Here is a 22,917-nt window from a genome sequence, read left to right as displayed (position 1 = left end):
TTTAACTGCCCGCAAGGGCAGTTTTTTTTAATGTAATGACTCCGCTATCGGGGCCAGATAATAGTAACAACTAACTACTTAGTTTCAGGTTTTACGAAACTGATTAGCAATATATGCGCAACTAATACCACTCAGCATAAGCTCAATTCCCGTCACCATTGACACCATATAAATTGATGCCTGCGGAGTGGCAGTAATAAAACACCATGCAATAAAGAGATCCAATATACCTATAACACCCTGTAACCATACCTTTTTCTCTTTTCTGTGCTTAAAAAAGTTAGTCAGTCGGATAATTCCACCTAAACAAAATAGACATGCCAAAAAAGTTGCGATAGCAAAAACACCCAATTCAGGTGCAGTAATAAAAAAATACCCCATCAAAAAATATGCAATACTGACGACTACCCCAGAAACAACTGGCCAAAAATTATGCACCCTGTTTTTAAACATACCCACTGCTAACGCTACACCACTGCACATCAAAATCCCACCGACAATGATACTGAGCACGCCTCCAGACACATAAGGGAAAAGGATAAAAAGCACCCCACCCAAGAACATCAGGCATGCCAAGAACTTAAGAAACCGCCGCTGTTTGACCAGCACATCATCGTCAAGCTTAGATAGAATATCTCGTGTTACATTTAACATTTGCTTCTCCTGTTAGTCAGAGTACTACTGACAACATTAATTTATTCTAAATATCATCAATAAATACTACGTCATTAATAATATAGTCCGATGATTTCTTCTTAAACGCCTTACAACTATCTAATAACAAAAGAGAATATTGGACATATTAAAAACCCCATTCAATTCAAAATATGACATCCACGCTGTTCCAGGATATATATTTAATGTCGCAATCAGACTTTTCACCCATAGATATTAATTGATACACGAGGTACGTTAGATGAATAAAACATTAAGCATGATCGTTGGCTCCCTACTCATGATCCCTGCTCTGGGTCAGGCGGCAGAAAATCACAAACCCGTCAGTCAATGGACGTGTGAAGATTTTCTTGCCACAGATACCACATTCCAACCCACAGTGGTTGGCTTTGCCGAGGCGTTGAATAAAAAGGACAAACCAGAAGACGCGGTACTGGATGTTAAAGGGGTTGAAACAGTGACCCCTGCACTGGTGCAGGCATGTATGCAGGATAAAAAAGCCAATTTTAAGAAAAAAGCTGACAGTGAGTGGGACAAAATCAAAAAAGATCTGTAATTAAACCAATACCAGTAATTTTTTTATTGATATCACTGAAGCGAGAACTGTACCACAACAGTTCCCGCTTCAGTAAATTAATTGTACTAAAGACACTATGAGGTTATATATGAAACGCGTACTTATCACACTTACTCCCCTGTTATCCTTATTTATGCTAAACGTCCCTGTTACGCATGCGGCAGACAACAGTCTTGATAAAATGACCTGTCAGGAGTTTATCAATCTGAATCCTAAGGCCATGCTTCCAGTTGCATGGTGGATGCTCAATGAAGAAACGGTTTATAAGGGTGGTGATTCTGTTTCTCTGAATGAAACAGACCTTACCAGCATCCCGCAAGTCATTGAATATTGCAAACGCAACCCACAATCAAAATTATATTCATTCAAAGACAAGTAATTATCCATTAATAAATTAAGTAGTAATTTATCCTTCGTATGAAAAATAGCCAAGTTACATCTTTTTATAAACCTTAAGCAAGGGGCACAGGGTATATGGGAATATTACCTGTACAATTTCAAATACTGGATCCAGCGAATACAGCATTTATGCTGTTATGCACCAGTCTGGTCATGTTAATGACACCGGGACTCGCTTTTTTTTACGGGGGGTTAGTCCAGCGTAAAGGCATACTCACCATTATGTTTCAGAGTTTTGTCTCTATGAGCTGGGTAGCCATATTATGGTTTGCTGTGGGTTATTCCCTGGCCTTCGGTCCCAGCCTCAATGGCATTATTGGCAATCCGCTTCACTATGCATTTTTACAAAATATCAATGCGAACACGCTATTCACCGGCAATGAGGCAGGGATCCCAATCCTGGTACATTTCGTCTACCAGATGATGTTCGCCATTATCACTCCGGCCCTTATTACTGGCGCTTTTGTCGGACGGGTAAAATTCAGGGCGTACCTGATTTTTATTACCCTTTGGACATTATTCGTTTACTGCCCGTTTGTGCATATGGTCTGGAGCCCGCAGGGCGTGATGGCTAAATGGGGAGTAGTTGATTTTGCCGGTGGTATTGTTGTCCACGCGACAGCAGGATTCGCTGCGCTTGCTTCCGCTTTATACGTCGGGCGTCGAGTCATTCAACCCGATGGTAGCCACAACATTCCTTATATTGCTCTGGGGGCGGGATTACTGTGGTTTGGCTGGTATGGGTTTAACGCAGGCTCTGAATTACAGGTTAACACAATTACTGTTTCTGCATTTGTCACCACCGACATTGCAGCTGCTTTTGCCGGTGCGACATGGCTACTCATTGAGAAAATGCATACCGGTAAACCAAAGTTTGTTGGCTTTCTGACAGGAGCTGTCGCAGGCCTTGCCACCATAACCCCTGCTGCGGGGTATGTTTCAATTCAATCAGCCGCATTAATTGGCATTATTGCCGGTTTTGTCTGCTACTACTGCGCACTGTTCGTTAAAAAGTATGTTGATGATGCACTGGACGTTTTTGGCGTACATGGTATGGGAGGAATTACAGGCTCAATCCTGCTTGGTGTTTTCGCATCACAGGCATGGAATAGCAAAGGACCTTCAGGTTTGCTGGAAGGTGGTGGCATTTTGCAAGTTGCAAAACAACTCGCCGCTGTGCTTATTACCAGCATATGGTCTTTTATCTTTACCCTTCTAATCTTGTGGATAATTAACAAATTCACCCCAGTGCGAATTTCGACCAATGACGCCCGCCAATCTCCTGATTATTCAGCGTTTGGCGAAGATGCCTATACCCTTTCAGGTAAGGAGTAATTTATGAAACTTAGCCCCAGAGAAATAGAGAAAATCATGATTTACTCACTTGCCAACGTGGCGCAAAGTCGGAAAGAAAAAGGAATTAAGTTAAATTATCCGGAAGCCGTTTCTATTATTGCGTCAACTGCCATGGAAAGTGCCAGAGAAGGAAATGATCTGGAAACCGTCATGAATAAATCAAGAGATGTTTTGACTAAAGACGACGTTATGGAAGGCGTCGCTGACCTTATCCCACAAATACAGGTTGAGGCTATTTTTACCGATGGCAGCAGACTGGTAACCGTGCACGACCCTATTCGTTAAGAGCGGGAGAAATAGACTATGTCGCAGAACAAAGAAGCAGAAAATGTACCCTATGGTGGCTACGTTCTGGGAGCCTCCCCTATTTCATTTAATACCGAGAAACCTGTAACCAAAGTACGTGTCAAGAATACAGGGGATCGACCGGTCCAGGTAGGATCACATTTTCATTTCTTTGAAGTTAATAAAGAACTGGAGTTTGATCGCGAAAGCGCACTGGGTAAACGCTTAAATATTACCGCCACAACAGCCATACGCTTTGAACCCGGTGATGAGATAGAAATAGAACTTATCCCCTATAGCGGTAATAACGATATTTTTGGTTTTAATAACCTTGTCGACATGACCGGTGAACAGCTCGCTGAAGTGATCAACGATCCCACGAAGTTAAAATCACTCATTGATAACGCCCGGCAAGCCGGTTTCAAAATGCCTACTAATCCTAGCTGAGGACCTATTATGCCAACAATATCCAGAAAGGAATATGCCAGCCTGTTTGGTCCAACGATCGGTGATAAAATTCGTTTAGGTGAAACTGATTTATATATTGAAATCGAACAAGATCTACGCGGTTATGGTGACGAATCGGTTTATGGCGGCGGAAAATCATTACGCGATGGTATGGGTGCTAATAATCAGTGTTCCCGCGACCAGGGCGTTCTCGATCTAGTTATTACCAATGTCACGATAGTTGATGCCAAACTAGGGGTTATTAAAGCAGATGTTGGTATTAAGGATGGATTGATATCGGGCATTGGTAAAAGCGGCAACCCAGCAATTATGTCTGGCGTCACGCCAGGGATGACGGTCGGGCTTAGTACCGACGCTATTTCTGGTGAGCACTTGATTCTGACTGCGGCAGGTATCGACTCTCATATTCATCTGATCTCCCCTCAGCAAGCATATGCCGCATTGTCTAACGGTATCACCACCTTCTTCGGTGGAGGAATTGGGCCAACTGATGGTACAAATGGTACCACTGTGACCGCTGGACCAAAGAATATGCGTGCCATGCTACGTGCATGGGAAGGTATTCCAGTCAACATTGGCCTACTGGGCAAAGGCAATGCCTACAGTAAAGCTCCCCTGCAGGAGCAAATTATTGCCGGTGCCGTTGGGCTGAAAGTGCATGAGGACTGGGGTGCCACACCAAACTCGCTCCGCCACGCACTTCGCACCGCCGATGATATGGATATTCAGGTCTCCGTACATACTGACAGCCTCAATGAAGCTGGATATGTTGAAAATACGATTGCGGCCTTTGAAGGACGGACAATTCACACCTTTCATACAGAAGGCGCTGGCGGTGGTCATGCTCCGGATATTATTAAGGTCGCCAGCCAACCAAACGTTCTGCCAAGTTCGACCAATCCAACGTTACCTTTTGGTATTAACAGCCAGGCAGAACTGTTCGATATGATTGTGGTGTGCCACAACCTGAATCCTAACGTTGCTGCCGATGTTTCATTTGCAGAAAGCCGCGTTCGTCCTGAAACGATTGCAGCAGAAAACATTCTGCATGATATGGGTGTTATATCCATGTTCTCCAGCGATTCTCAGGCAATGGGTCGCGTAGGAGAAAACTGGCTGCGTCTGGTGCAAACTGCGCATGCGATGAAAGTCGCTCGCGGGAAATTACCGGAAGACAATCCGAATAACGACAATTTCCGTGTTCTTCGATACGTTGCCAAAATTACGATCAACCCTGCCATTACACAAGGTGTTAGCCATATTCTTGGTTCTGTTGAAGTGGGTAAGATGGCTGACCTTGTACTCTGGGAACCTCAATTTTTTGGGGCCAAGCCGAAACTTATTATTAAAGGGGGGATGATTAACTGGTCATTAATGGGTGATCCTAACGCTTCTCTGCCAACTCCTCAGCCCGTCTTCTATCGCCCTATGTTTGGTGCTATGGGAAAAACGTTGCAGGATACCTGCATTACCTTCGTATCACAGGCTGCCCTTGAGGATGGTGTTAAAGAAAAAGCCGGGCTTGAGAGACAGGTGGTTGCAGTTAATAACTGTCGTAGCATTAGCAAACATGACCTTATCAGAAACAATGCAACCCCACACATTGATGTGAACCCAGAAACATTTGCCGTAAAGGTTGATGGTGTGCATGCAACCTGCCAGCCCATTCAAACTGCTGTTATGAATCAAAAATATTTCTTTGGTTAAAAGGAAAGCTGTTATGTATTTAATCGAAAAAACCCTCGGAAATATAAATTCCCGTGGCGAGCTTGATCTCTCCGCTGAAGGAATTAAACACGATGTACTGGTTCTTGAACAATGGGAAGCACAGAAAAGCCGTTGCCGGAAAAAAAGTCAATTCGGCTACGATATCGGTTTATCGCTGGACCGTCATATCCGCCTAAATGATGGTGATATTCTTTTATATGATAAAGCCAAGCGATATTTACTTACGGTAAAAATACAGCTACGGCGCGTAATGGTTGTCGATCTTGGATTATTTGGCGTAGAAAAAATCACTGACCTTCTCACCCGAGCGTTTGAACTAGGTCACGCTTTAGGAAATCAGCACTGGAAAGCCGTCATAAAAGGATACTGTGTTTTTATTCCTATTGTTGTAGCCGACAAAATGTTGGCTTCAGTCATGAAATCTCATGGTTACATTGAAGGGCAATACTATTTTACGGAAGGTGAAAAAGTCATCCCGCTCTTAACACCGTCTGAATCCCGACTTCTTTTTGGTGGCACAGAAGAAGCGCATACGCATGTACACATTGACCACTAACGTAATAAGGTTGGCAATCATGTCAGAGAGCTCACATAGGTTACTTAATATCGCTCGGATACTACAATTTGGCGATTCAGTCCTTCCTGTCGGGGCATTTACTTTTTCCTGTGGAGTTGAATCTGCCATATCTTGCGGCATTGTCTACAATCGGCAAACCCTGAAGCAGTATGTCTGTACCGCCCTATTGCAGGCCGCAAAGTGCGATGCTGTCGCGCAAATACAAACCATGCGCGCCTGCCGCAGTAACAGGTTAAATGAGCTTATCTCAATTGATAATGATTTGATCAGTAGAAAATTATCTCCAGAACCCAGACTGATGACCCAAAGAATGGGAAAAAAATTAACTGAACTTTCAGCCGCTATTTACCCTGATCCGGTATTTAACTGGTGGCTCGAGCAAATTCGCCAGGGAACGGTTGTTGGCACCTACCCTGTTTCCCATGGGCTACTCATGAGCCATTTAGATCTTGATGAAGATGCGATGCTGGCCATGCATTTTTATGGCGTAGCAATGACCATTCTCAGTGCCGCGCAAAGACTGATGCGGATCACACATCTGGATAGCCAAAAAATTCTGGCCGAAGTCACGTCACTTTTTCCTGATTACGCTGAAATGGCGCTCAACACCCGACCGGAAGAAATGTCTTCTTTTTCACCGATGATCGACATTCTGGCAGCTGTTCATGTCGATGCCCATGTACGTTTGTTTATGAATTAACTGAGGTTAGAAATGAAAAAAATTACTCGAATTGGCATTGGTGGTCCCGTGGGTTCAGGAAAAACGGCCATTATTGAAGTTATTACTCCCGTTCTTATTCGTCGCGGATATAAACCTCTGATTGTGACTAATGATGTGGTCACTACGGAGGATGCAAAGCAGGTCAAAAGAACACTGAAAGGAATATTAGAAGAAGAAAAAATCATTGGCGTTGAAACAGGGGCATGTCCACACACAGCAGTGCGCGAAGATCCCAGTATGAATATTGCGGCCGTGGAAGAAATGGAAGATAAATTCCCGGATAGCGATTTAATCATGATTGAAAGCGGTGGAGATAACCTTACCCTCACTTTCAGTCCTGCATTAGCTGACTTTTATATCTATGTTATTGACGTCGCTGAAGGTGAAAAGATTCCACGTAAAAATGGTCCAGGCCTGATACAGGCCGATATATTAATCATCAATAAAATTGATTTAGCGCCCTATGTAGGTGCCAGTCTGGAGGTAATGGAAGCGGATACCCGTTATGTCAGAAATAATCGTCCTTATATTTTAACTAACTGTAAAACAGGTGAAGGCATTGAACAACTGGTGGATATGATTGAGCGCGATTTTTTATTTGGTCACACTATTGAAGGAAAACAAGATGACTCATCCACAGAATATAAATGACGAGGTAGAGAAGACCCGGAAACGTTGGGACAAGCAAATCCCAAAAGAGTATCGTCAGGAGCCGGAGCAAATGCCCAGTGGGGCAATCGGTAAAGATGGTTTTTTGTACCTAGGTTTCACGCGTTCCGGGAGAAAAAGCATTCTTCATCGTATGGAAAAGCGCACACCATTATTTGCGCAAAAGGCATTGTATCATGACGAGGCACTGCCTGATCTTCCCTGCGTGACCGTGATATCGACTTCAGGCTGTGTTCTGCAGGGAGATCGCATGGTGTTATCCATTAATGTGGGTGAAAATGCTTTCGCCAGCGTCAACACACAATCAGCAACCAAAGTACATTCGATGGATAAAAACTATGGCGCGCAGATTCAATTTATCCAACTTAACGAGAATTCCTATCTGGAATACCTACCCGATCCTTTAATCCTGCATCGCAATGCAAGATTTATTAACGATACCGTTATTGATTATAAAAGAAACGCAACACTTATTTATTCAGAAGTTATTATACCGGGACGTCGTTATCATCATAAAAACGAGCTTAATGGTTTTGATTATTATTCCTCAACTGTATCTGCAAAAGATGAGTCGGGGAATATCCTTTTCAAGGAACAGATTGTGCTAAGCCCCAAGGAGCATCCCATGACAGAAATTGGGATTATTGGAAGTTTTCAAATTATCGGCACTATTTTTATATTAACCCCAGTAGAAAATATTGCATCTATTCTGTCGACCTTCAAAGCTCATTACGGCAAAGATTGTTGCTATGGGATGTCAACACTCCCTGCGGAATCAGGTCTTATATTCAAGATATTAGCTAATGACAGTAGCATTATAAAAAAACATATTCGTACAGTGTGGGCCACGACCAGAAAAGTCGTTCTGAATGCAGAATTACCGGCCCCCTTTATCTGGAAAAAATAATCCTCGCCCCTACTTTACCCTGGTAAATAATGATGACAACACATCCAATCCCAGTATTATGGAAGAATAATATTGATAAGCACTACATTCTCAAAATCATTGATATATCACTACGAGGTTGTGCCCAGGTAATGTTTCAAAACAACCCCATCACAGGGGTATTGTTTTTTATTGCTATATTTATCGCTGCTTATAGCAATAATAATCCTTTGGCTGCATGGGGATGCGTAATTGGAACTGTCCTTGCTTCAATAACAGGAGCCATAACTCATGATGTAAAAGGTTGGCGGGACGGCCTCTATAGCTATAATGGCTGTCTGGTAGGCATTGCTATTCCGGTATTTATCACTGCAACGCCGTTAATGTGGTTCTGCCTGATCGTTGGTAGTGTCGTGTCAGTTATTGCTACGGTGTGTATTGCCGATATATTAAAAACGTGGAAAATAGCTGCATTAACAGCGCCGTTTGTGCTAACAACTTGGGTAATTCTACTGGCCAGCTACGCCTTTCATGAAATCTATGGTTCGGGTTTGCCCTTACCAGAGCTGCCCCAACATTATATCCCGACAACTCCAAGCAGTTACTCGTTTAGCTTTTTTATTGACGGCACCCTGCATGGGATATCACAGGTATTTTTGTTTCCTGGGATCCTTGCAAGTTTATTCTTCATTGCAGGTCTGGCCGTAGAATCTGTTGTATGCGCCTGCTATGCCGTCGTCGGCTCTCTAATCGCGACACTGCTTGCTTATTATCTGGGTGCTAATGCTCATGACATTTCTTCAGGGTTGTATGCCTTTAGTGCCGTTCTGACATCAGTTGCCTTGGGCACCGTATTTAATCAACCTGGTTGGCGAGTATTTATTTATACTATCTCAGGGATCATTTTTACAGTTTTTATTCAGGCCGCCATGAATGTGCTTTTAATGCCTTTTGGTATACCAACATTAACCATGCCATTTGTTATTTCATCATGGTTATTCCTGGTACCAAATAAAGAATTTATGCCCGAGCATCGTCATTCCTGAATCAATGAGAGAATCATCATGACTGAAGAATTTCTTTTCCGACTTATATTAGCCAGTCTGCTCGGTGGCGTAATTGGTCTGGAGCGTCAAATTCGCGCTAAAGAAGCAGGTGTACGCACACATATCTTGATTGGTATTGGTAGTGCTATGTTCATGATAGTTTCTAAATACGGTTTCTATGATGTTATTGAACATACCCATATAGGATTAGATCCCAGCAGAATCGCAGCTCAGGTTGTCACGGGCGTGGGATTTCTCGGTGCAGGAAATATTCTGGTACAAAAACAAACCATCAAAGGATTAACAACAGCCGCGGATGTGTGGGTCACCGCGGCAATAGGCCTGGTTATCGGCAGTGGAATGTATGAAGTTGGCATCATAGGTACGATTATGGCGCTCATCGTGCTGGAGTTGTTCCGTCAGCTTACCTACCGCTTTTTAAATCGCCATCTGCATCTACGTATGCGAATTGCAGCCGGGACTACGCAGGTTGTTCTGGCCTGGATTACTGAACAGGGATATCGCATCCAATTGCGTTCACTGGCTAATGATACGTCCGATTGTCATGTTCTCACGGCAAACGTTGAGTATACGGACGCAACCTCAGTGAATCAGATACTTTCTTCACTTAAAGAAAACCCTGCAATTAAAGAGGTTTCTGTGGCATAACACTATTCACATGTTAATTATATTATGTGCGATAGTTATCTTATTTATCATTGGTTGTTTTTACATTTAAAATAGGATTTAACTATTATATTAGGAGATACATGCTTTGAAAGCTGTGTTATACAATACGTGCTTTCCCCTGCACTTTAACAACTTAATCCTGGTCTTTAAAAATGACCTGCGGTGTTTTTTCACAATAGATAACATGAAATCTTATGCCGTACTAAATCACTCATTTTTCTGAGTTTAAGCAGTAACATTATATTATACTTATGGCAATGATAGGTCTTCAATGTGATATGCATTTGCTCAGCAATTGAAGAACATGACCTTTGCTGCAGAATATAGGTAAGAATCTGGTGCTGTCGTCGAGAAAGCGATAATTCCGGAGTAATAGCATAATTTTCATTGCAATTTAGCAAAGAAATGAAGTTACTCAGCGAAACGTTTCGATTTACAAAAAAAACGGGGGTATCACCGAAGCAACGTTTGATTCTAAACGGTGAGAGTATATAAATTTTTGAGGGCTTAATTTTCTCCAATTGATACGCTAAACGAGTATGGAAAATATTGTTATTCAATGTATCAATGATCACTTTCGCATTGTGATTTTCTACAGCACATAGCTCATGTACGTGCTGAACATGAACGATCACATCATTCTTAAAAAGATGATAAATAGCCTGTAACAACATAATATCTTTAGTAAATATCAGAAACACTATCCTCTCCTGTAATGCGTATCTTAGTTAACAAATCTTATAATCACTAATGGCAACTATCTATACACCATCGTTTCAAAATCAGTCTATTAATGACAATATTGGGGAAAATATGAATACTGCAGGCTGGCTACTAAAGGGAGGAGAAGCGAAAACATCCGTCTTCCACCTCGGTAGGTATTGTAGCGAATGGAAAGCATCAACATACTCCTATGGTGAACCGAGTTTTCATATCGTCCTGAGTGGGGAGTGCTGGCTGGATTTGTTTAACCAAAAGCCACGTATTAAGCTGGAAAAGGGAGATATCCTCTTCTTTTTTAATAACTTCCCTTTTTTTCTGGCCTCATCTCCTGATATAAACCTTGATGATTTACCCCGCAAACAGATGAGTAAAATTGAAGACTCATCTTCAGAATCCACCGATCTACTTTGTGGTTTCATTCAACCCAGAACCATCGCCAGCCAATTGCTATTTGCCTTACTTCCGGACATTTTTGTGATCAAACAAAAAGACGACGTCAGCAATAAAATACACTCTCTCTTTGAGTTACTACTGACTGAAGTAAACGCATCTGCCGATGAAAACAATTGCATTATTGCACACCTGACCGATGCTATATTGCATTATGTCATTAGCGAATCATCTTCCTTATATGATATTGACGTAAATCTCTTGAATGCCGCAAATGATGAAGCCTTAGCCAAATTAATCATTGCGATAAGAGACAACCCACAATATTCATGGTCACTGGATGATATGGCTCGCTTCACCTATATGTCGCGCTCGACATTTATTCGCCGTATATTGAAAGCGACAAGCTACACACCGAATCTGGTATTAAGTAAATTAAGGATTTATGTCTCATTAAACCTGCTTAGAAGAGGTATAAAAAATGAGGATATTTACAGCAGAGTCGGATATGAATCATTATCTGGATTCTATCAGGCATTTAAGCGCGTTATGGGTACCGCGCCTGGAGACCATCTCTCATCTTGCAAATAAACTACCCATGGGGTAAATCCCTGGTCTATCTGGAGAACGCTTCCACATTCTGGCATCCCGCCGAACGTTAAGGTTATAATCCTTACAACAATTTTTTGGATTAGAAGCGACAATGACAAAACTTACCCTACAAGAACAGATGCTTAAAGCGGGTCTGGTCAGCAGCAAAAAAATGGCGAAAGTGCAGAGAACGGCGAAAAAATCGCGCGTTCAGGCTCGTGAAGCCAGAGAAGCGGTTGAAGAGAATAAAAAAGCGCAAATCGAGCGTGATAAGCAACTCAGCGAACAACAGAAGCAGGCCACGTTGTCTAAAGAGTATAAAGCGCAGATCAAGCAACTAATTGAAATGAATAAAATCACCATTACCCGTGGCGATATTGGTTACAACTTTACTGACAATAATCTGATCAAAAAAGTCTATGTTGATAAGGTGACTCAGTCTCAGTTGATCAAGGGCCGTCTGGCTATTGCCCGTCTGACGGCTGAAAGTGGTAGCGAGAGCGAATACGCCATCATTCCGGCAGTCGTCGCCGACAAGATTGCCCAGCGCGATGCAAGCTATATCGTGCTTAATTGCGAACTGAGCCAGGAAGCTAAGGATGAAGACGATCCGTATGCTGATTTTGTCATTCCTGATGATCTGATGTGGTAAGCAAAACCCCTCAATAATCACCCGGAATTTCGTCACATATTTCGGTGAACGCTCACGCCGCCACCGAAATACTGTCAACGTCTCTTCATCCCCACATTCCGCCTGCTAAAACTTATAGTGTTCTTTGCTCAGTCCGTATTTTCTCATGCGTAAATAGAGTTTTTTACGCGGGATTTGTAGATACTCCGCGACTTCATTAATACGCCCCTGATGGATATTTAGCGCTTCAGTAATGATCTGCCGCTCGTACTCGTCGACCCGACGATCGAGCGGTGTCGGTTGAGGCAAATGCAGTTGCGGATTCGCGGTTTCAGCCAGTGGCAATAGCCCAACGGCAAAAAGCTCGGCGGCATTGGCCAGTTCCCGAACATTGCTTAACCACACGCGACGCCGCATACCTTTTAGTAATTCCCCGTCAATCTCAGGCACAGGATGGTTCAGACGCAGACAGGCTTTCTGCAGATAATGGCGAAACAGCGGTTCAACATCATCCGGGCGCTGAGACAACGGCTGGCAACCAATTTGCGTCATCGCAAAACAGTAATAGAGTTCGGCCACAATCTGGTTGGTTGCCGCCAGTTCCACCAACGAAGTGGCGCCAATGCCAATTAGGCGAAACGGACGTCGCTCCTGGCTTTGCAAATGCACCAGATGGTGCTGCTGTTCACGCGTCAGGCACTCAATATGGCTCAGAACCAGCGTTCCCCCTTGCGCCTGGGCAATAAGGTCATTGAGTTGTTCCGAGTTCCCGGGTGTCAGTTCACCGCGAATAAACGCGCCTTCAGCGCTGCGCCCAAGTTGATGTAAATAACGGGCCCCGGTCATACGCCCGGTTCCCGGCTCGCCATAAAACCAGACGGCAATATCCGTTTCCGCCAGTTGCCGTAAACGCTGGCGATACTGATTAACCCAGTCACTGTAGCCGACCAGTTCAACTTGTAGCTTTTGCTGGCAATAGTGACGACGTGCAATCACAGATTTTCTCTGACGCAACGCATCCTCTACCAACACCAGCAGTTTGCCAGGATCAACCGGTTTTTGCAGAAAGTCCCACGCCCCTTTCTTCACCGCGTCCACCGCCATCGGAACATCGCCATGCCCGGTGATCAACAGGATCGGAAGCTGATTGTCATCCTGATGAAACAACGTCATCAAGTCGATTCCATTACAGCCAGGCATACACACATCGCTCAGGACAATCCCTGGCCAGTCGGCCTGCAACCAATTTCGGGCATCAAAAGGGTTACTGCATGCGAATACATGATATCCCTCCTGTTCAAGCAACAGGGTGTAAGCGTCGAGAACATCGGCATCATCATCAATAAGCAGAACAGAATATTCATCACTCAACATCGTTTACATCCGTCAGATTAAATTGCAGAACAACGCAGGCATTGCGCCCCGGGGTTGACGCCAGGCGCAGTTCGCCGTTCATTTGCATCATTAACGATACACAAATCGATAAGCCAATACCGAGGCCAACATCCTTACTGGTGGTAAACGGTTTTAACAGTGATGGTAATAATGCCCCAGGCCAGCCGGGGCCGTTATCGCTGATAAATACGCACAACCGGCTGCCTTCGGCCTGCCAGTGAACATCTATTTTCGCCGCTACCGGACAGGCATCCAGCGCATTTGCCAGGACGTTTACCAGCACCTGCTGAATACGCACTTCATCACCAGCCACCCACACGCTCCGATCTGGGAGCGTCAGCGTACCCTGCTGTGGCTTATGCCGCATGGACAACAGTTCCCAGGCAGCATTGAACGTTTGTCGGAGATCGACCGGATGCAGAGGCGTACCTGGCTCGGCCCGGCGCGCAAACTGACGCAGCGAACGGATAATGGCATCAATGCGAGTAATCAGTCCCTCCGCTTTGGTTAATGTGCTTCTGGCCTGAGCGGATTGCCCCTGTTCAATTGCCCTCCCCGCCGTAAACAGGTACATCGACAGCGCATTCAGCGGTTGATTAATCTCGTGCGCCAGCGTGGTCATAGTCTGGCCGACCACCGCCAGTTTTGCGGTTTGGATCAGCTCATCCTGCGTTGCGCGAAGATCGGATTCAATCTCTTTGCGCTCGGTCACTTCCTGCTCCAGCTGATTTTTTTGCGCGCTCAACTGGCCCAGAGTATGGCGCAGCAAGCCTGCGATACGCCCCAGTTCATCGCGTCCATATACCGGGATAGTGGCATCCGTTCTGCCAAGACCAATTTGCACCACGGCCTGGTTGAGCGCAGTAAAACGTTTCACCAGACGCGAACGAATGAAGTAGTGATTAAGCCCCCAGGCGAGAAGTAGCGCCAGCAGCGTCGCCAGCAGGATAAGTCCACCGCTGACACGAACAATTTGTTCCAACCGTTGGTTAAACGTCTGCATTTGCTGATGGCTACTCCCCAGTTGCGCTTCAAGCAGTGTTCGAAAGCGCCCAAGTGTGGCCTCTCTGGCATGGCTGGCATCAACGAGCGCTTTTTGCGCTGCGACATAATCGCGCATGGTATCGGGCATTTTATTTTTCATCATCCCGATTTCCAGCAGCTCATCGATAGTTTGTCGCAGGGTGATAGTGCTGGGCCAGTCATCAAGGGTACGGATATTTTCATCCGCCGTTTTCTTCAGATTTTCCAGGTAGCGGATGTGATTCTCCACCAGCATTCCGTCGTCGCTACCCGATTTCAGTTCATTAAGCCTGTCACGTAAATCATCAACGATCTGGTTTTCAATTCTTGCCAGGGTGTAAACCTGCTGCTGCTCGTTTTGCACCTCTCGGGCACGTTTGAGATACAGCGCCGCATCACCATTTTTGGCCTCGATTTGATCCAGCAACGTCCCCTGCTGCCAGGTAAAATCCTGCACCAGTGAATTCAGCTCAGTAGTAAAATCATCATGTAGCCAATCAATGCGCGCGGAAAGTTCGCTCACTTTTTCGCGTACAAGGAACATGTTGTAGAGCACCCGATCCAGTTCCGCCATCAGCGCCCGGCTGTCTTGCAAAATCACCGCCAGTTGCTGCTGTTCTGCTGGTTGCAATCCCCTGCTCAGCACTTCGATTTTATCCAGATGCGAGATTATCTGATTGCGCAGTTGCAGCCTTACCGTCGTATTGGGAGCCAGCAGGAATTCATTAAGCTGGTCCACAACCAGGTTGAGATTCCCTTCAATCAAAAAAGCGGAATGCACGCGCGGGAAGTAATCATCAAGCGAATAGCGTATCTGCGAGCTCTGCTCATGCCAGGAGTACAAACTGACGCAGCTTACGCTCAACGTCAGTAATGCGCCCGTCAGAAAGGCTCCTCGCAGACTGCTGCTGATGCTGAGCTGACGCAGACGGTGCAGTATCGATCCACCTTTCATTTTAATTCTTCCAGTTTTGATATCGCCTGACGCTGATTTTTAAGAAACCAGAGCTGCCACTCCATCATCTGCTGTTCGGCAACGCTTTTATTATCAAACTGCGCAAGCCAGGCTTCATCTTCACTACTTTTGGCATCTATCGGAACGCTGGTCAGTAAGGCTCTAATTTCGGGTAGCGGGCGTTTCAGGCGAGCTTCCGCACTGTATAGCGCCCGCCATGCATCCTTTAGTTGCGCAAGACGAAAACTGATGGCGGTATCAAACATCCGCTGCACCAACTGTTGCCGCTTAAGGATCAGCCGATAATTAAGCGCAGGCTGGTTCATTAAAATAGCCTGCTGAGCAGCGCGGGGATTATCAGATGCGAGCTGCGTTACCGGGTATTTCCCCGTATTCGCATCCGCAAGGATCCGCTGTCCCTCCGGGCTTAACAAATAGCGGATAAAACGACGCGCTTCATTGGGATGCTGGCTGTTATTGAGAACAGCAACATAGGTTGGCGATACCGCCGAGCGTGGAAAATAGGTAAACGCCAGGTGAGGATCGTTAAGCAACAAGTTGGCATAATTATCAATGACCGGCCCCGCAACGCCAAGGCCGCTCTTAATTTTGTCGGCTACGCCAAAACTGCGTGATGAAATCGTCACCAAATTTCCAGCACTCGCCAGTAATGTCGCCCAGCCCTCTTCCCACCCTTTTTGCTGTAGCAACGACTCAACCATCAGATGGTTGGTATCGGAACGCGACGGGCTACTCATTAACAAAGCGTTCTGATATTTAGGATGCGTTAAATCCCCCCAGTCAGCAGGAGGCGACAAATGACGCGCCGCCAGCGCAGAACGGTTAATCAACAGGCCAAAACCAGATATCGCAACAGCCACGGAGGTAGAACGAATCGAGTCCGGCACCAGCCGCTGGCTTTCCGGCAGCACATTATCGAAGGGCGCCAGCTTCTGATGCTCCTGAAGATGCTGCAACAGCATGGGCGACGAGGTCAAAATTAAATCGACGTTCTCCGCATTGGCAGTATCAAGCAGTTGTTCCAGTGAACTGCTGGTCCGGTTTAATGTGCGAATCATCACCGACCCCGGTTCCGTCTGCCAACGCTGAATAATCCAGGCCGTTGCCCCCGGTGAAAAGGTTGTTGCCATTACCAGCTCTTTACCCTGCGCCAGACAACTCACCGACAGCGACATAAAACAGAGCGAGATCGCCCAACAACGGCCCCGGTCCAAAAGTCTGTTTGTGATCCCGTTCATAAATACCAACATGTGCAAAAAATAATATTGAGACAAAACTTACCCGTTTATCACTGCCAGAGTGAAGAATAAGGTTATTCGTAGACTAACCAAACGGAAAGTGACGGCATCGGTAAAGAATACCCGAAAATGCAGCCTGAATTTGTTAATATCCGCACACGCCGATGATAAAAACGTCCGTAAAAGAATAGAATTGAAAATCCATTATTTAAAAAGAGTCAAAATCAGCCACGCAATCCACAAATTGTGTCAATAGTGACTCATTTCATCAACTTGAGTTTCTCTGCCGTCTATTTCACTCTTCACTGCGAAAAATCCTGATATTCACATCAATATAAATTTAGGTGATGATATGTTATCAATATTTAAAGCAGGGCCAGCGGCAAATAAAGTCCCGGCGGAGAAAGTCCAGGAAACGTATGGCCGATACCGCATTCAGGCATTACTCAGCGTATTTCTTGGCTATCTTGCGTACTATATTGTGCGCAATAACTTCACGCTCTCAACACCGTACCTGAAGGAACATCTGGATCTCAGTGCCACACAAATTGGTCTACTCAGCAGCTGCATGCTTATTGCTTATGGGATCAGTAAAGGCATTATGAGCAGCCTGGCAGACAAGGCCAGCCCTAAGGTCTTTATGGCATGCGGCCTGATTCTGTGCGCCATTGTAAACGTCGGTTTAGGATTCAGTACCGGATTCTGGATTTTTGCCGCTCTGGTCGTTTTCAATGGTTTGTTCCAGGGTATGGGCGTTGGCCCTTCATTTATTACCATTGCCAACTGGTTTCCGCGTAAAGAACGTGGACGCGTTGGCGCATTCTGGAATATCTCTCACAATGTTGGCGGTGGTATTGTTGCCCCGATCGTGGGTGCCGCCTTTGCCATTTTGGGGAGCGAGCACTGGCAAAGTGCCAGCTATATTGTTCCGGCCGGTGTGGCCGTCCTGTTCGCTTTTATTGTGCTAATGCTGGGGAAAGGTTCACCACGCCAGGAAGGCTTACCGGCTCTGGAACAAATGATGCCGGAAGAAAAAGTCGTATTAAATTCCCGACACACTGTCCAGGCGCCAGAAAATATGAGTGCCTTCCAGATCTTCTGCACCTATGTGCTGCGTAATAAGAATGCCTGGTATGTTTCACTGGTAGATGTCTTCGTCTATATGGTGCGTTTTGGCATGATTAGCTGGTTGCCAATTTATTTATTAACCGAAAAACATTTCTCGAAAGAGCAAATGAGCATCGCTTTTCTGTTTTTTGAATGGGCAGCAATCCCTTCCACATTACTGGCGGGTTGGCTTACCGATAAACTGTTTAAAGGCCGTCGCATGCCGCTGGCCATGATTTGTATGGCGCTGATTTTCGTCTGTTTGATCGGCTACTGGAAAAGTGAATCCCTGCTGATGGTCACTATTTTTGCCGCCATTGTGGGTTGCCTGATCTATGTTCCACAGTTCCTCGCTTCTGTTCAGACGATGGAAATCGTCCCCAGCTTCGCAGTGGGGTCAGCGGTAGGTTTACGCGGATTTATGAGCTACATTTTTGGCGCGTCGCTGGGAACCAGCCTGTTTGGCGTAATGGTCGACAAAATGGGATGGCATGGCGGATTCTATCTGTTGATGGGTGGGATTGTCTGCTGCATCCTGTTTTGCTACCTCTCTCATCGTGGCGCGCTGGAGCTCGAACAGCAGCGAAAAAATGCTCAGCAAGAGGAAGCCTCACTCCAGTTGGCGGATGCCCGGTAATTCATTTCGCTCTTACAAAAAAGTGCCAGCGATGCTGGCACTTCAATAACTCAGATAAATAAAAAAGCTCAACGTGATAATTTATTGCTAAACGTAACATTCCAAATTATTGCTTACCGTAACCCACCATAAAGCGAATAATTAAACCGCAAGCAGGAGCAAGAAACAGGAATAACCCGGTTACCATTTCGTTACCATTGGTCAATCGCATAGTAAAAAAGTAAATTAATGCCGTAAGGATGGCCATGCCGAGAAAAGCGCTGATTGACGCCGCAGCGCCCATAACCTGCCAGATATAGCAACTGACGCACAAAATGCTCAGAGCGAGAAAGATCCAGAAATAGAGCATAGCGATACCTCCTGTTTGCCGTAAACTTAACGTAAGTCCTTACACTCCCTTAACTTTATATTCTAAGACAATTCCTATCCTCGTGCAATTTCAGCAACATCTTAGTTACAAAAATCCTTCACCTGCATACTATTACTCTCTCGGGCAGACATTTATTTAATCTGCATAAAAACAACGGATTATATATAGGTTAATTTTTGTTCTTAATCGCCTTAAAAACATTTACGAATCTTGAGTAATTATTTCTGGCTGACATTAATTTTCGGGTGTACATTGTGCGTCCGATCATTCATGCCCCCTCGTGGTTTTGTCCTGACTCAGTTTTACACTCTTTACAGGAACCAATGTCGTTCATGGCGGCCTAACGATCAGTAAAGAGAGTAAAGCGAAAGACAAAGAATCTTCGCGATACATCTATTTCGTATCAACAACAGGTGCTTATGTTCCCCCAATGTAAATTTTCACGCGCGTTTTTGCATCCGCGCTACTGGCTCACGTGGTTTGGTGTTGGAGTGCTCTGGTTACTGGTACAGCTTCCCTATCCCGTATTGTGTTTTCTTGGTACCCGTACAGGAACGCTGGCTCGTCCATTTTTAAAACGCCGTGAATCTATTGCACGTAAAAATCTCGAACTCTGTTTCCCAAATTTGTCGCAGGAAGAAAGAGACAAACTGGTCGATGAGAATTTCCGTTCACTCGGCATGGGGCTACTTGAAACAGGTATGGCCTGGTTCTGGCCGGACCGTCGGGTGCGTAAATGGTTTGATGTAGAAGGACTGGACAACCTGAAACGCGCCCAGTTGCAAAATCGTGGTGTGATGGTTGTAGGTGTACACTTTATGTCGCTCGAGTTGGGTGGCCGCGTAATGGGACTTTGTCAGCCAATGATGGCGACCTATCGCCCGCACAACAATAAGTTGATGGAGTGGATCCAAACCCGCGGTCGTATGCGCTCCAACAAGGCGATGATCGGCAGAAATAATCTGCGTGGTATCGTCGGCGCTCTGAAAAAAGGAGAAGCCGTATGGTTTGCCCCCGATCAGGACTACGGTCGTAAAGGAAGCTCATTTGCCCCCTTCTTTGCCGTCAAAGATGTGGCAACCACCAACGGTACCTACGTGCTGTCGCGTTTGTCGGGTGCAGCGATGCTGACCGTAACCATGGTGAGAAAAGCAGATAACTCTGGTTATCGCCTGTTCATCACGCCTGAAATGGAAGGTTACCCGTCTGATGAGTGCCAGGCAGCGGCCTATATGAATAAAATTATCGAAAAAGAGATCATGCGCGCCCCCGAGCAGTATCTCTGGATCCACCGTCGCTTCAAAACGCGCCCGATGGGTGAAGCCTCGTTATATATCTGAAAAGAAAGGCCGCAAGGCCTTTCTTTTTTTCTACGGCTGAATTACTTCACGCCCCATTTATTGTGGAGTTCAGTCATTCGTTCGCTGTAGCTTCGGGCAATGCAGGCTGGCTCATCATCCTTCTCCTTCCAGCACTCGTTGCGTCCTTTGATCCAACCGCGCTGCTCTGCTTTTAACATCGGATCATTCTTCGATTTAGCCAGTGCCTGTTTAAAAATTTCGTTCAATTTCAGATCCATTGCAGAGAGCGATGGGCTCTGGCAAATAATATCTTCCGCACTTCCCTTTTGAACAGCAGAGCAGGAGTAAGACGGACCTGCGTTGGTCGATTTTTTCGCTGGAGAATAATCAATATTATCCTCCGGCAGGCAAACCCCGTGCTTACGATTAGGTCCAGTCCAGGATACGTCCGGATTTCCGTCATCTTTGCGGGAGATAGAAACGGTATTTTTACCACTTGTCGCCTCCCAATAGTTTTCATTGAAAGCCTTCACCGTCGCCTTCCCGCCATCAATCCAGACATTGCCTTTACCATCACTATTCACACCACCAATACTTGCGCAGCTGAAATTGAACGCCAGCGGCGAGGCCGCCATCGACGTCAACGGCGTAAGAGCGAGTGCTAACATCATTAACCTGGTCATTTTTAACCTTTTCATTATTAAATTCCGCGAAAAATTAACCGCACTAACATCATGGCGATATGAGAACTATCCGAGTAAGCATTCCGTCGCTCAATAGCAATTTATTACCGAAAGAAATTAAACTGTCGCCGAATCACGACACTTGTAAGTTATTAAAATTAAATAAAAAAATGCCTCTTGTCTCACCTCATTTTTAGGCGTACATTAGCGCCGTCTGGAGCATTAAAGCTCAGAATTCTGAGGTGATGCAGCCAAGTAAACGAGGGGAATTCTCCATTTCGTTTATGCGTGCATCAGCTCTCTGTCAGGTAAGCATATGTTCATTTAGACATACCCAAGGTATGCGGAGAGATGAAAAGTGAAATATTTCTTTATGGGCATTTCTTTTATGGTCATCGTTTGGGCCGGTACTTTCGCCCTGATGATCTAAATTAAAAGACGCAGCAAAAAACAGGAGCCATAAGGCTCCTGTTTGCATTTTGGGGGAACATTCGGTCAGTCGGTACTTTCAGAAGTCGATTTTGCACTGGTCGGTAACAGGCCATCTGCGCGGAACATTGCTTTGATACCGCGAATAGCCTGGCGGGTACGGTCACGGTTTTCAATCAACGCAAAACGCACATGCGTATCACCATAATCACCAAACCCAATCCCCGGTGAAACACATACCTTCGCTTCGTTCAGCAGTTTCTTGGCAAACTCAAGTGACCCCATCCCGGCGTATTGCTCTGGAATTTTCGCCCAAACGTACATCGAGGCTTTTGGCACCTCGACCATCCAGCCAGCTTCATGCAGCCCTTTGACCAGCACATCACGACGACGTTTATATTGCTCTGCAATATCTCGCACGCACTGCTGATCGCCTTCCAGCGCGGCGATAGCCGCAACCTGTAACGGTGTAAAGGTCCCGTAATCGTGATAGCTCTTAATTCGCGCCAGCGCGTTCACCAGCGTTTTGTTGCCCACCATAAAACCGATACGCCATCCCGCCATGTTGTAGCTTTTCGACAGGGTGAAAAATTCAACTGCGACATCGCGAGCGCCCGGTACCTGCATAATCGACGGCGCTTTCCAGCCGTCGTAGACAATATCGGCATAGGCAAGATCATGAACCACCAGCACGTCATAGCGTTTAGCCAGAGCCACAACTTTTTCGAAGAACTCCAGCTCGACGCATTGCGCAGTCGGGTTCGACGGGAAACCTAAGATCATCATCTTCGGTTTCGGATAGCTTTCGCGAATCGCGCGCTCCAGCTCATTAAAGAAATCGACGCCTTCGACCAGCGGCACAGATCGTACCTGCGCGCCGGCAATCACCGCGCCATAAATATGGATGGGATAACTTGGGTTGGGTACGAGGACCGTATCACCGTGATCGAGCGTTGCCAGCATCAGGTGCGCAAGTCCCTCTTTGGAACCGATGGTCACAATGGCTTCGGATTCAGGATCGATCTCAACGTCATAGCGTTCCTGGTACCAGCGGGAAATCGCCCGACGCAGACGCGGAATACCGCGAGAGGTGGAATAACCGTGCGTATCCGGGCGCTGCGCTACGGTACACAGTTTTTCAACAATGTGAGGAGGCGTGGCCCCATCCGGGTTCCCCATGCTGAAGTCGATAATATCTTCGCCGCGCCGACGCGCAGCCATCTTCAGTTCAGCCGTGATGTTAAAAACGTACGGGGGAAGGCGATCAATACGCGTAAAGCGACGTTCAGGGCGGGAGTCAGCCATAATATCCTCAGATTAACGTTAGCGCCCGGACCGTCCGAGCG

25 protein-coding genes are annotated in these 22,917 nt (G+C 45.8%); 17 read left to right on the top strand and 8 right to left on the bottom strand.

Going from position 1 to position 22,917, the window contains the following annotated elements; genetic code table 11:
- Positions 1–84 precede the first annotated feature (84 nt).
- Positions 85–654, bottom strand: a complete 570-nt coding sequence (locus tag OGX66_RS18975; RefSeq protein WP_003845049.1) for an HdeD family acid-resistance protein — start codon at positions 652–654, stop codon at positions 85–87.
- 262 nt (positions 655–916) lie between these two features.
- On the opposite strand from OGX66_RS18975, the gene hdeA reads away from it, so the two are divergent.
- From hdeA to OGX66_RS18915, 12 genes are all read left to right on the top strand, one after another.
- The gene (hdeA, locus tag OGX66_RS18970) at positions 917–1,231 is read left to right on the top strand and encodes an acid-activated periplasmic chaperone HdeA (protein WP_057102354.1); all 315 of its coding nucleotides are present in this window, start codon (positions 917–919) and stop codon (positions 1,229–1,231) included.
- Positions 1,232–1,340: 109 nt separating this feature from the next.
- On the top strand, positions 1,341–1,631 hold the full coding sequence (gene hdeB / locus OGX66_RS18965) for an acid-activated periplasmic chaperone HdeB (protein ID WP_121540277.1): 291 nt from the start codon (positions 1,341–1,343) through the stop codon (positions 1,629–1,631).
- Positions 1,632–1,726: 95 nt separating this feature from the next.
- Positions 1,727–2,986 (top strand): ammonium transporter, encoded by a 1,260-nt coding sequence (locus OGX66_RS18960; protein WP_270935465.1) that lies wholly within the window; start codon positions 1,727–1,729, stop codon positions 2,984–2,986.
- Between the two features lie 3 nt (positions 2,987–2,989).
- Positions 2,990–3,292, top strand: a complete 303-nt coding sequence (locus tag OGX66_RS18955; RefSeq protein WP_044714083.1) for an urease subunit gamma — start codon at positions 2,990–2,992, stop codon at positions 3,290–3,292.
- Between the two features lie 18 nt (positions 3,293–3,310).
- Positions 3,311–3,739 (top strand): urease subunit beta, encoded by a 429-nt coding sequence (locus tag OGX66_RS18950; protein WP_044714084.1) that lies wholly within the window; start codon positions 3,311–3,313, stop codon positions 3,737–3,739.
- Positions 3,740–3,748: 9 nt separating this feature from the next.
- Entirely contained in the window at positions 3,749–5,467 is a 1,719-nt protein-coding gene (locus OGX66_RS18945) for an urease subunit alpha (protein WP_192468534.1), read from the top strand.
- 13 nt (positions 5,468–5,480) lie between these two features.
- On the top strand, positions 5,481–6,044 hold the full coding sequence (locus OGX66_RS18940) for an urease accessory protein UreE (protein ID WP_136346160.1): 564 nt from the start codon (positions 5,481–5,483) through the stop codon (positions 6,042–6,044).
- 19 nt (positions 6,045–6,063) lie between these two features.
- Positions 6,064–6,765 (top strand): urease accessory protein UreF, encoded by a 702-nt coding sequence (locus tag OGX66_RS18935; protein ID WP_032939218.1) that lies wholly within the window; start codon positions 6,064–6,066, stop codon positions 6,763–6,765.
- A 12-nt stretch (positions 6,766–6,777) separates the two neighbouring features.
- Positions 6,778–7,437, top strand: coding sequence for an urease accessory protein UreG (gene ureG / locus OGX66_RS18930; protein ID WP_270935459.1), 660 nt, complete (start codon positions 6,778–6,780; stop codon positions 7,435–7,437).
- The gene (locus OGX66_RS18925) at positions 7,412–8,362 is read left to right on the top strand and encodes an urease accessory protein UreD (RefSeq protein WP_102190561.1); all 951 of its coding nucleotides are present in this window, start codon (positions 7,412–7,414) and stop codon (positions 8,360–8,362) included. Before ureG ends, OGX66_RS18925 begins: the two co-directional genes overlap by 26 nt.
- Before the next feature lie 32 nt (positions 8,363–8,394).
- The gene (gene yut / locus OGX66_RS18920) at positions 8,395–9,387 is read left to right on the top strand and encodes an urea transporter (protein WP_080953310.1); all 993 of its coding nucleotides are present in this window, start codon (positions 8,395–8,397) and stop codon (positions 9,385–9,387) included.
- Positions 9,388–9,405: 18 nt separating this feature from the next.
- On the top strand, positions 9,406–10,056 hold the full coding sequence (locus OGX66_RS18915; protein ID WP_003845032.1) for an MgtC/SapB family protein: 651 nt from the start codon (positions 9,406–9,408) through the stop codon (positions 10,054–10,056).
- Between the two features lie 191 nt (positions 10,057–10,247).
- Here the strand turns inward: OGX66_RS18915 and OGX66_RS24550 are convergent, their stop codons facing one another.
- Entirely contained in the window at positions 10,248–10,778 is a 531-nt protein-coding gene (locus OGX66_RS24550) for a helix-turn-helix domain-containing protein (protein WP_203398381.1), read from the bottom strand.
- A gap of 49 nt (positions 10,779–10,827) precedes the next feature.
- On the opposite strand from OGX66_RS24550, the gene OGX66_RS18910 reads away from it, so the two are divergent.
- Positions 10,828–11,781, top strand: a complete 954-nt coding sequence (locus OGX66_RS18910; RefSeq protein WP_270935456.1) for an AraC family transcriptional regulator — start codon at positions 10,828–10,830, stop codon at positions 11,779–11,781.
- A gap of 112 nt (positions 11,782–11,893) precedes the next feature.
- Positions 11,894–12,433 (top strand): DUF2058 domain-containing protein, encoded by a 540-nt coding sequence (locus tag OGX66_RS18905; protein ID WP_003839289.1) that lies wholly within the window; start codon positions 11,894–11,896, stop codon positions 12,431–12,433.
- A gap of 105 nt (positions 12,434–12,538) precedes the next feature.
- On the opposite strand, the gene pgtA is transcribed toward OGX66_RS18905, so the two are convergent.
- From pgtA to pgtC, 3 genes are read right to left on the bottom strand one after another with little or no spacing between them, the layout of a single operon-like run.
- Positions 12,539–13,786, bottom strand: a complete 1,248-nt coding sequence (gene pgtA / locus OGX66_RS18900; RefSeq protein WP_003839279.1) for a two-component system response regulator PgtA — start codon at positions 13,784–13,786, stop codon at positions 12,539–12,541.
- Positions 13,776–15,770, bottom strand: a complete 1,995-nt coding sequence (pgtB, locus tag OGX66_RS18895) for a two-component system sensor histidine kinase PgtB (protein WP_170973537.1) — start codon at positions 15,768–15,770, stop codon at positions 13,776–13,778. The genes pgtA and pgtB overlap by 11 nt, the downstream gene beginning before the upstream one ends.
- A gap of 11 nt (positions 15,771–15,781) precedes the next feature.
- On the bottom strand, positions 15,782–16,981 hold the full coding sequence (gene pgtC / locus OGX66_RS18890; protein ID WP_103790837.1) for a phosphoglycerate transport regulator PgtC: 1,200 nt from the start codon (positions 16,979–16,981) through the stop codon (positions 15,782–15,784).
- A gap of 415 nt (positions 16,982–17,396) precedes the next feature.
- Here pgtC and pgtP point away from each other — a divergent pair, with 415 nt between their 5' ends.
- The gene (gene pgtP / locus OGX66_RS18885) at positions 17,397–18,788 is read left to right on the top strand and encodes a phosphoglycerate transporter PgtP (RefSeq protein ID WP_003839270.1); all 1,392 of its coding nucleotides are present in this window, start codon (positions 17,397–17,399) and stop codon (positions 18,786–18,788) included.
- Between the two features lie 106 nt (positions 18,789–18,894).
- Here pgtP and OGX66_RS18880 read toward each other — a convergent pair whose 3' ends face one another.
- A complete protein-coding gene (locus OGX66_RS18880) occupies positions 18,895–19,137 on the bottom strand; it encodes a YfdY family protein (RefSeq protein ID WP_003028231.1) in 243 nt (80 codons plus the stop codon).
- A gap of 440 nt (positions 19,138–19,577) precedes the next feature.
- Between OGX66_RS18880 and lpxP the strand changes: the two genes are divergently transcribed.
- On the top strand, positions 19,578–20,498 hold the full coding sequence (lpxP, locus tag OGX66_RS18875) for a kdo(2)-lipid IV(A) palmitoleoyltransferase (RefSeq protein ID WP_003839269.1): 921 nt from the start codon (positions 19,578–19,580) through the stop codon (positions 20,496–20,498).
- Between the two features lie 41 nt (positions 20,499–20,539).
- On the opposite strand, the gene OGX66_RS18870 is transcribed toward lpxP, so the two are convergent.
- Entirely contained in the window at positions 20,540–21,157 is a 618-nt protein-coding gene (locus tag OGX66_RS18870) for a lysozyme inhibitor LprI family protein (RefSeq protein ID WP_003839265.1), read from the bottom strand.
- A 343-nt stretch (positions 21,158–21,500) separates the two neighbouring features.
- On the opposite strand from OGX66_RS18870, the gene ypdK reads away from it, so the two are divergent.
- Entirely contained in the window at positions 21,501–21,572 is a 72-nt protein-coding gene (ypdK, locus tag OGX66_RS18865) for a membrane protein YpdK (protein ID WP_010723117.1), read from the top strand.
- Between the two features lie 65 nt (positions 21,573–21,637).
- On the opposite strand, the gene alaC is transcribed toward ypdK, so the two are convergent.
- Positions 21,638–22,876 (bottom strand): alanine transaminase, encoded by a 1,239-nt coding sequence (alaC, locus tag OGX66_RS18860; protein WP_003028236.1) that lies wholly within the window; start codon positions 22,874–22,876, stop codon positions 21,638–21,640.
- Positions 22,877–22,917 lie beyond the last annotated feature (41 nt).

It is taken from the genome of Citrobacter sp. Cf072, assembly GCF_030334485.1.
Classification (GTDB): Bacteria; Pseudomonadota; Gammaproteobacteria; order Enterobacterales; family Enterobacteriaceae; genus Citrobacter; species Citrobacter freundii.
This window is presented reverse-complemented; position numbering and strand designations above follow the sequence as displayed.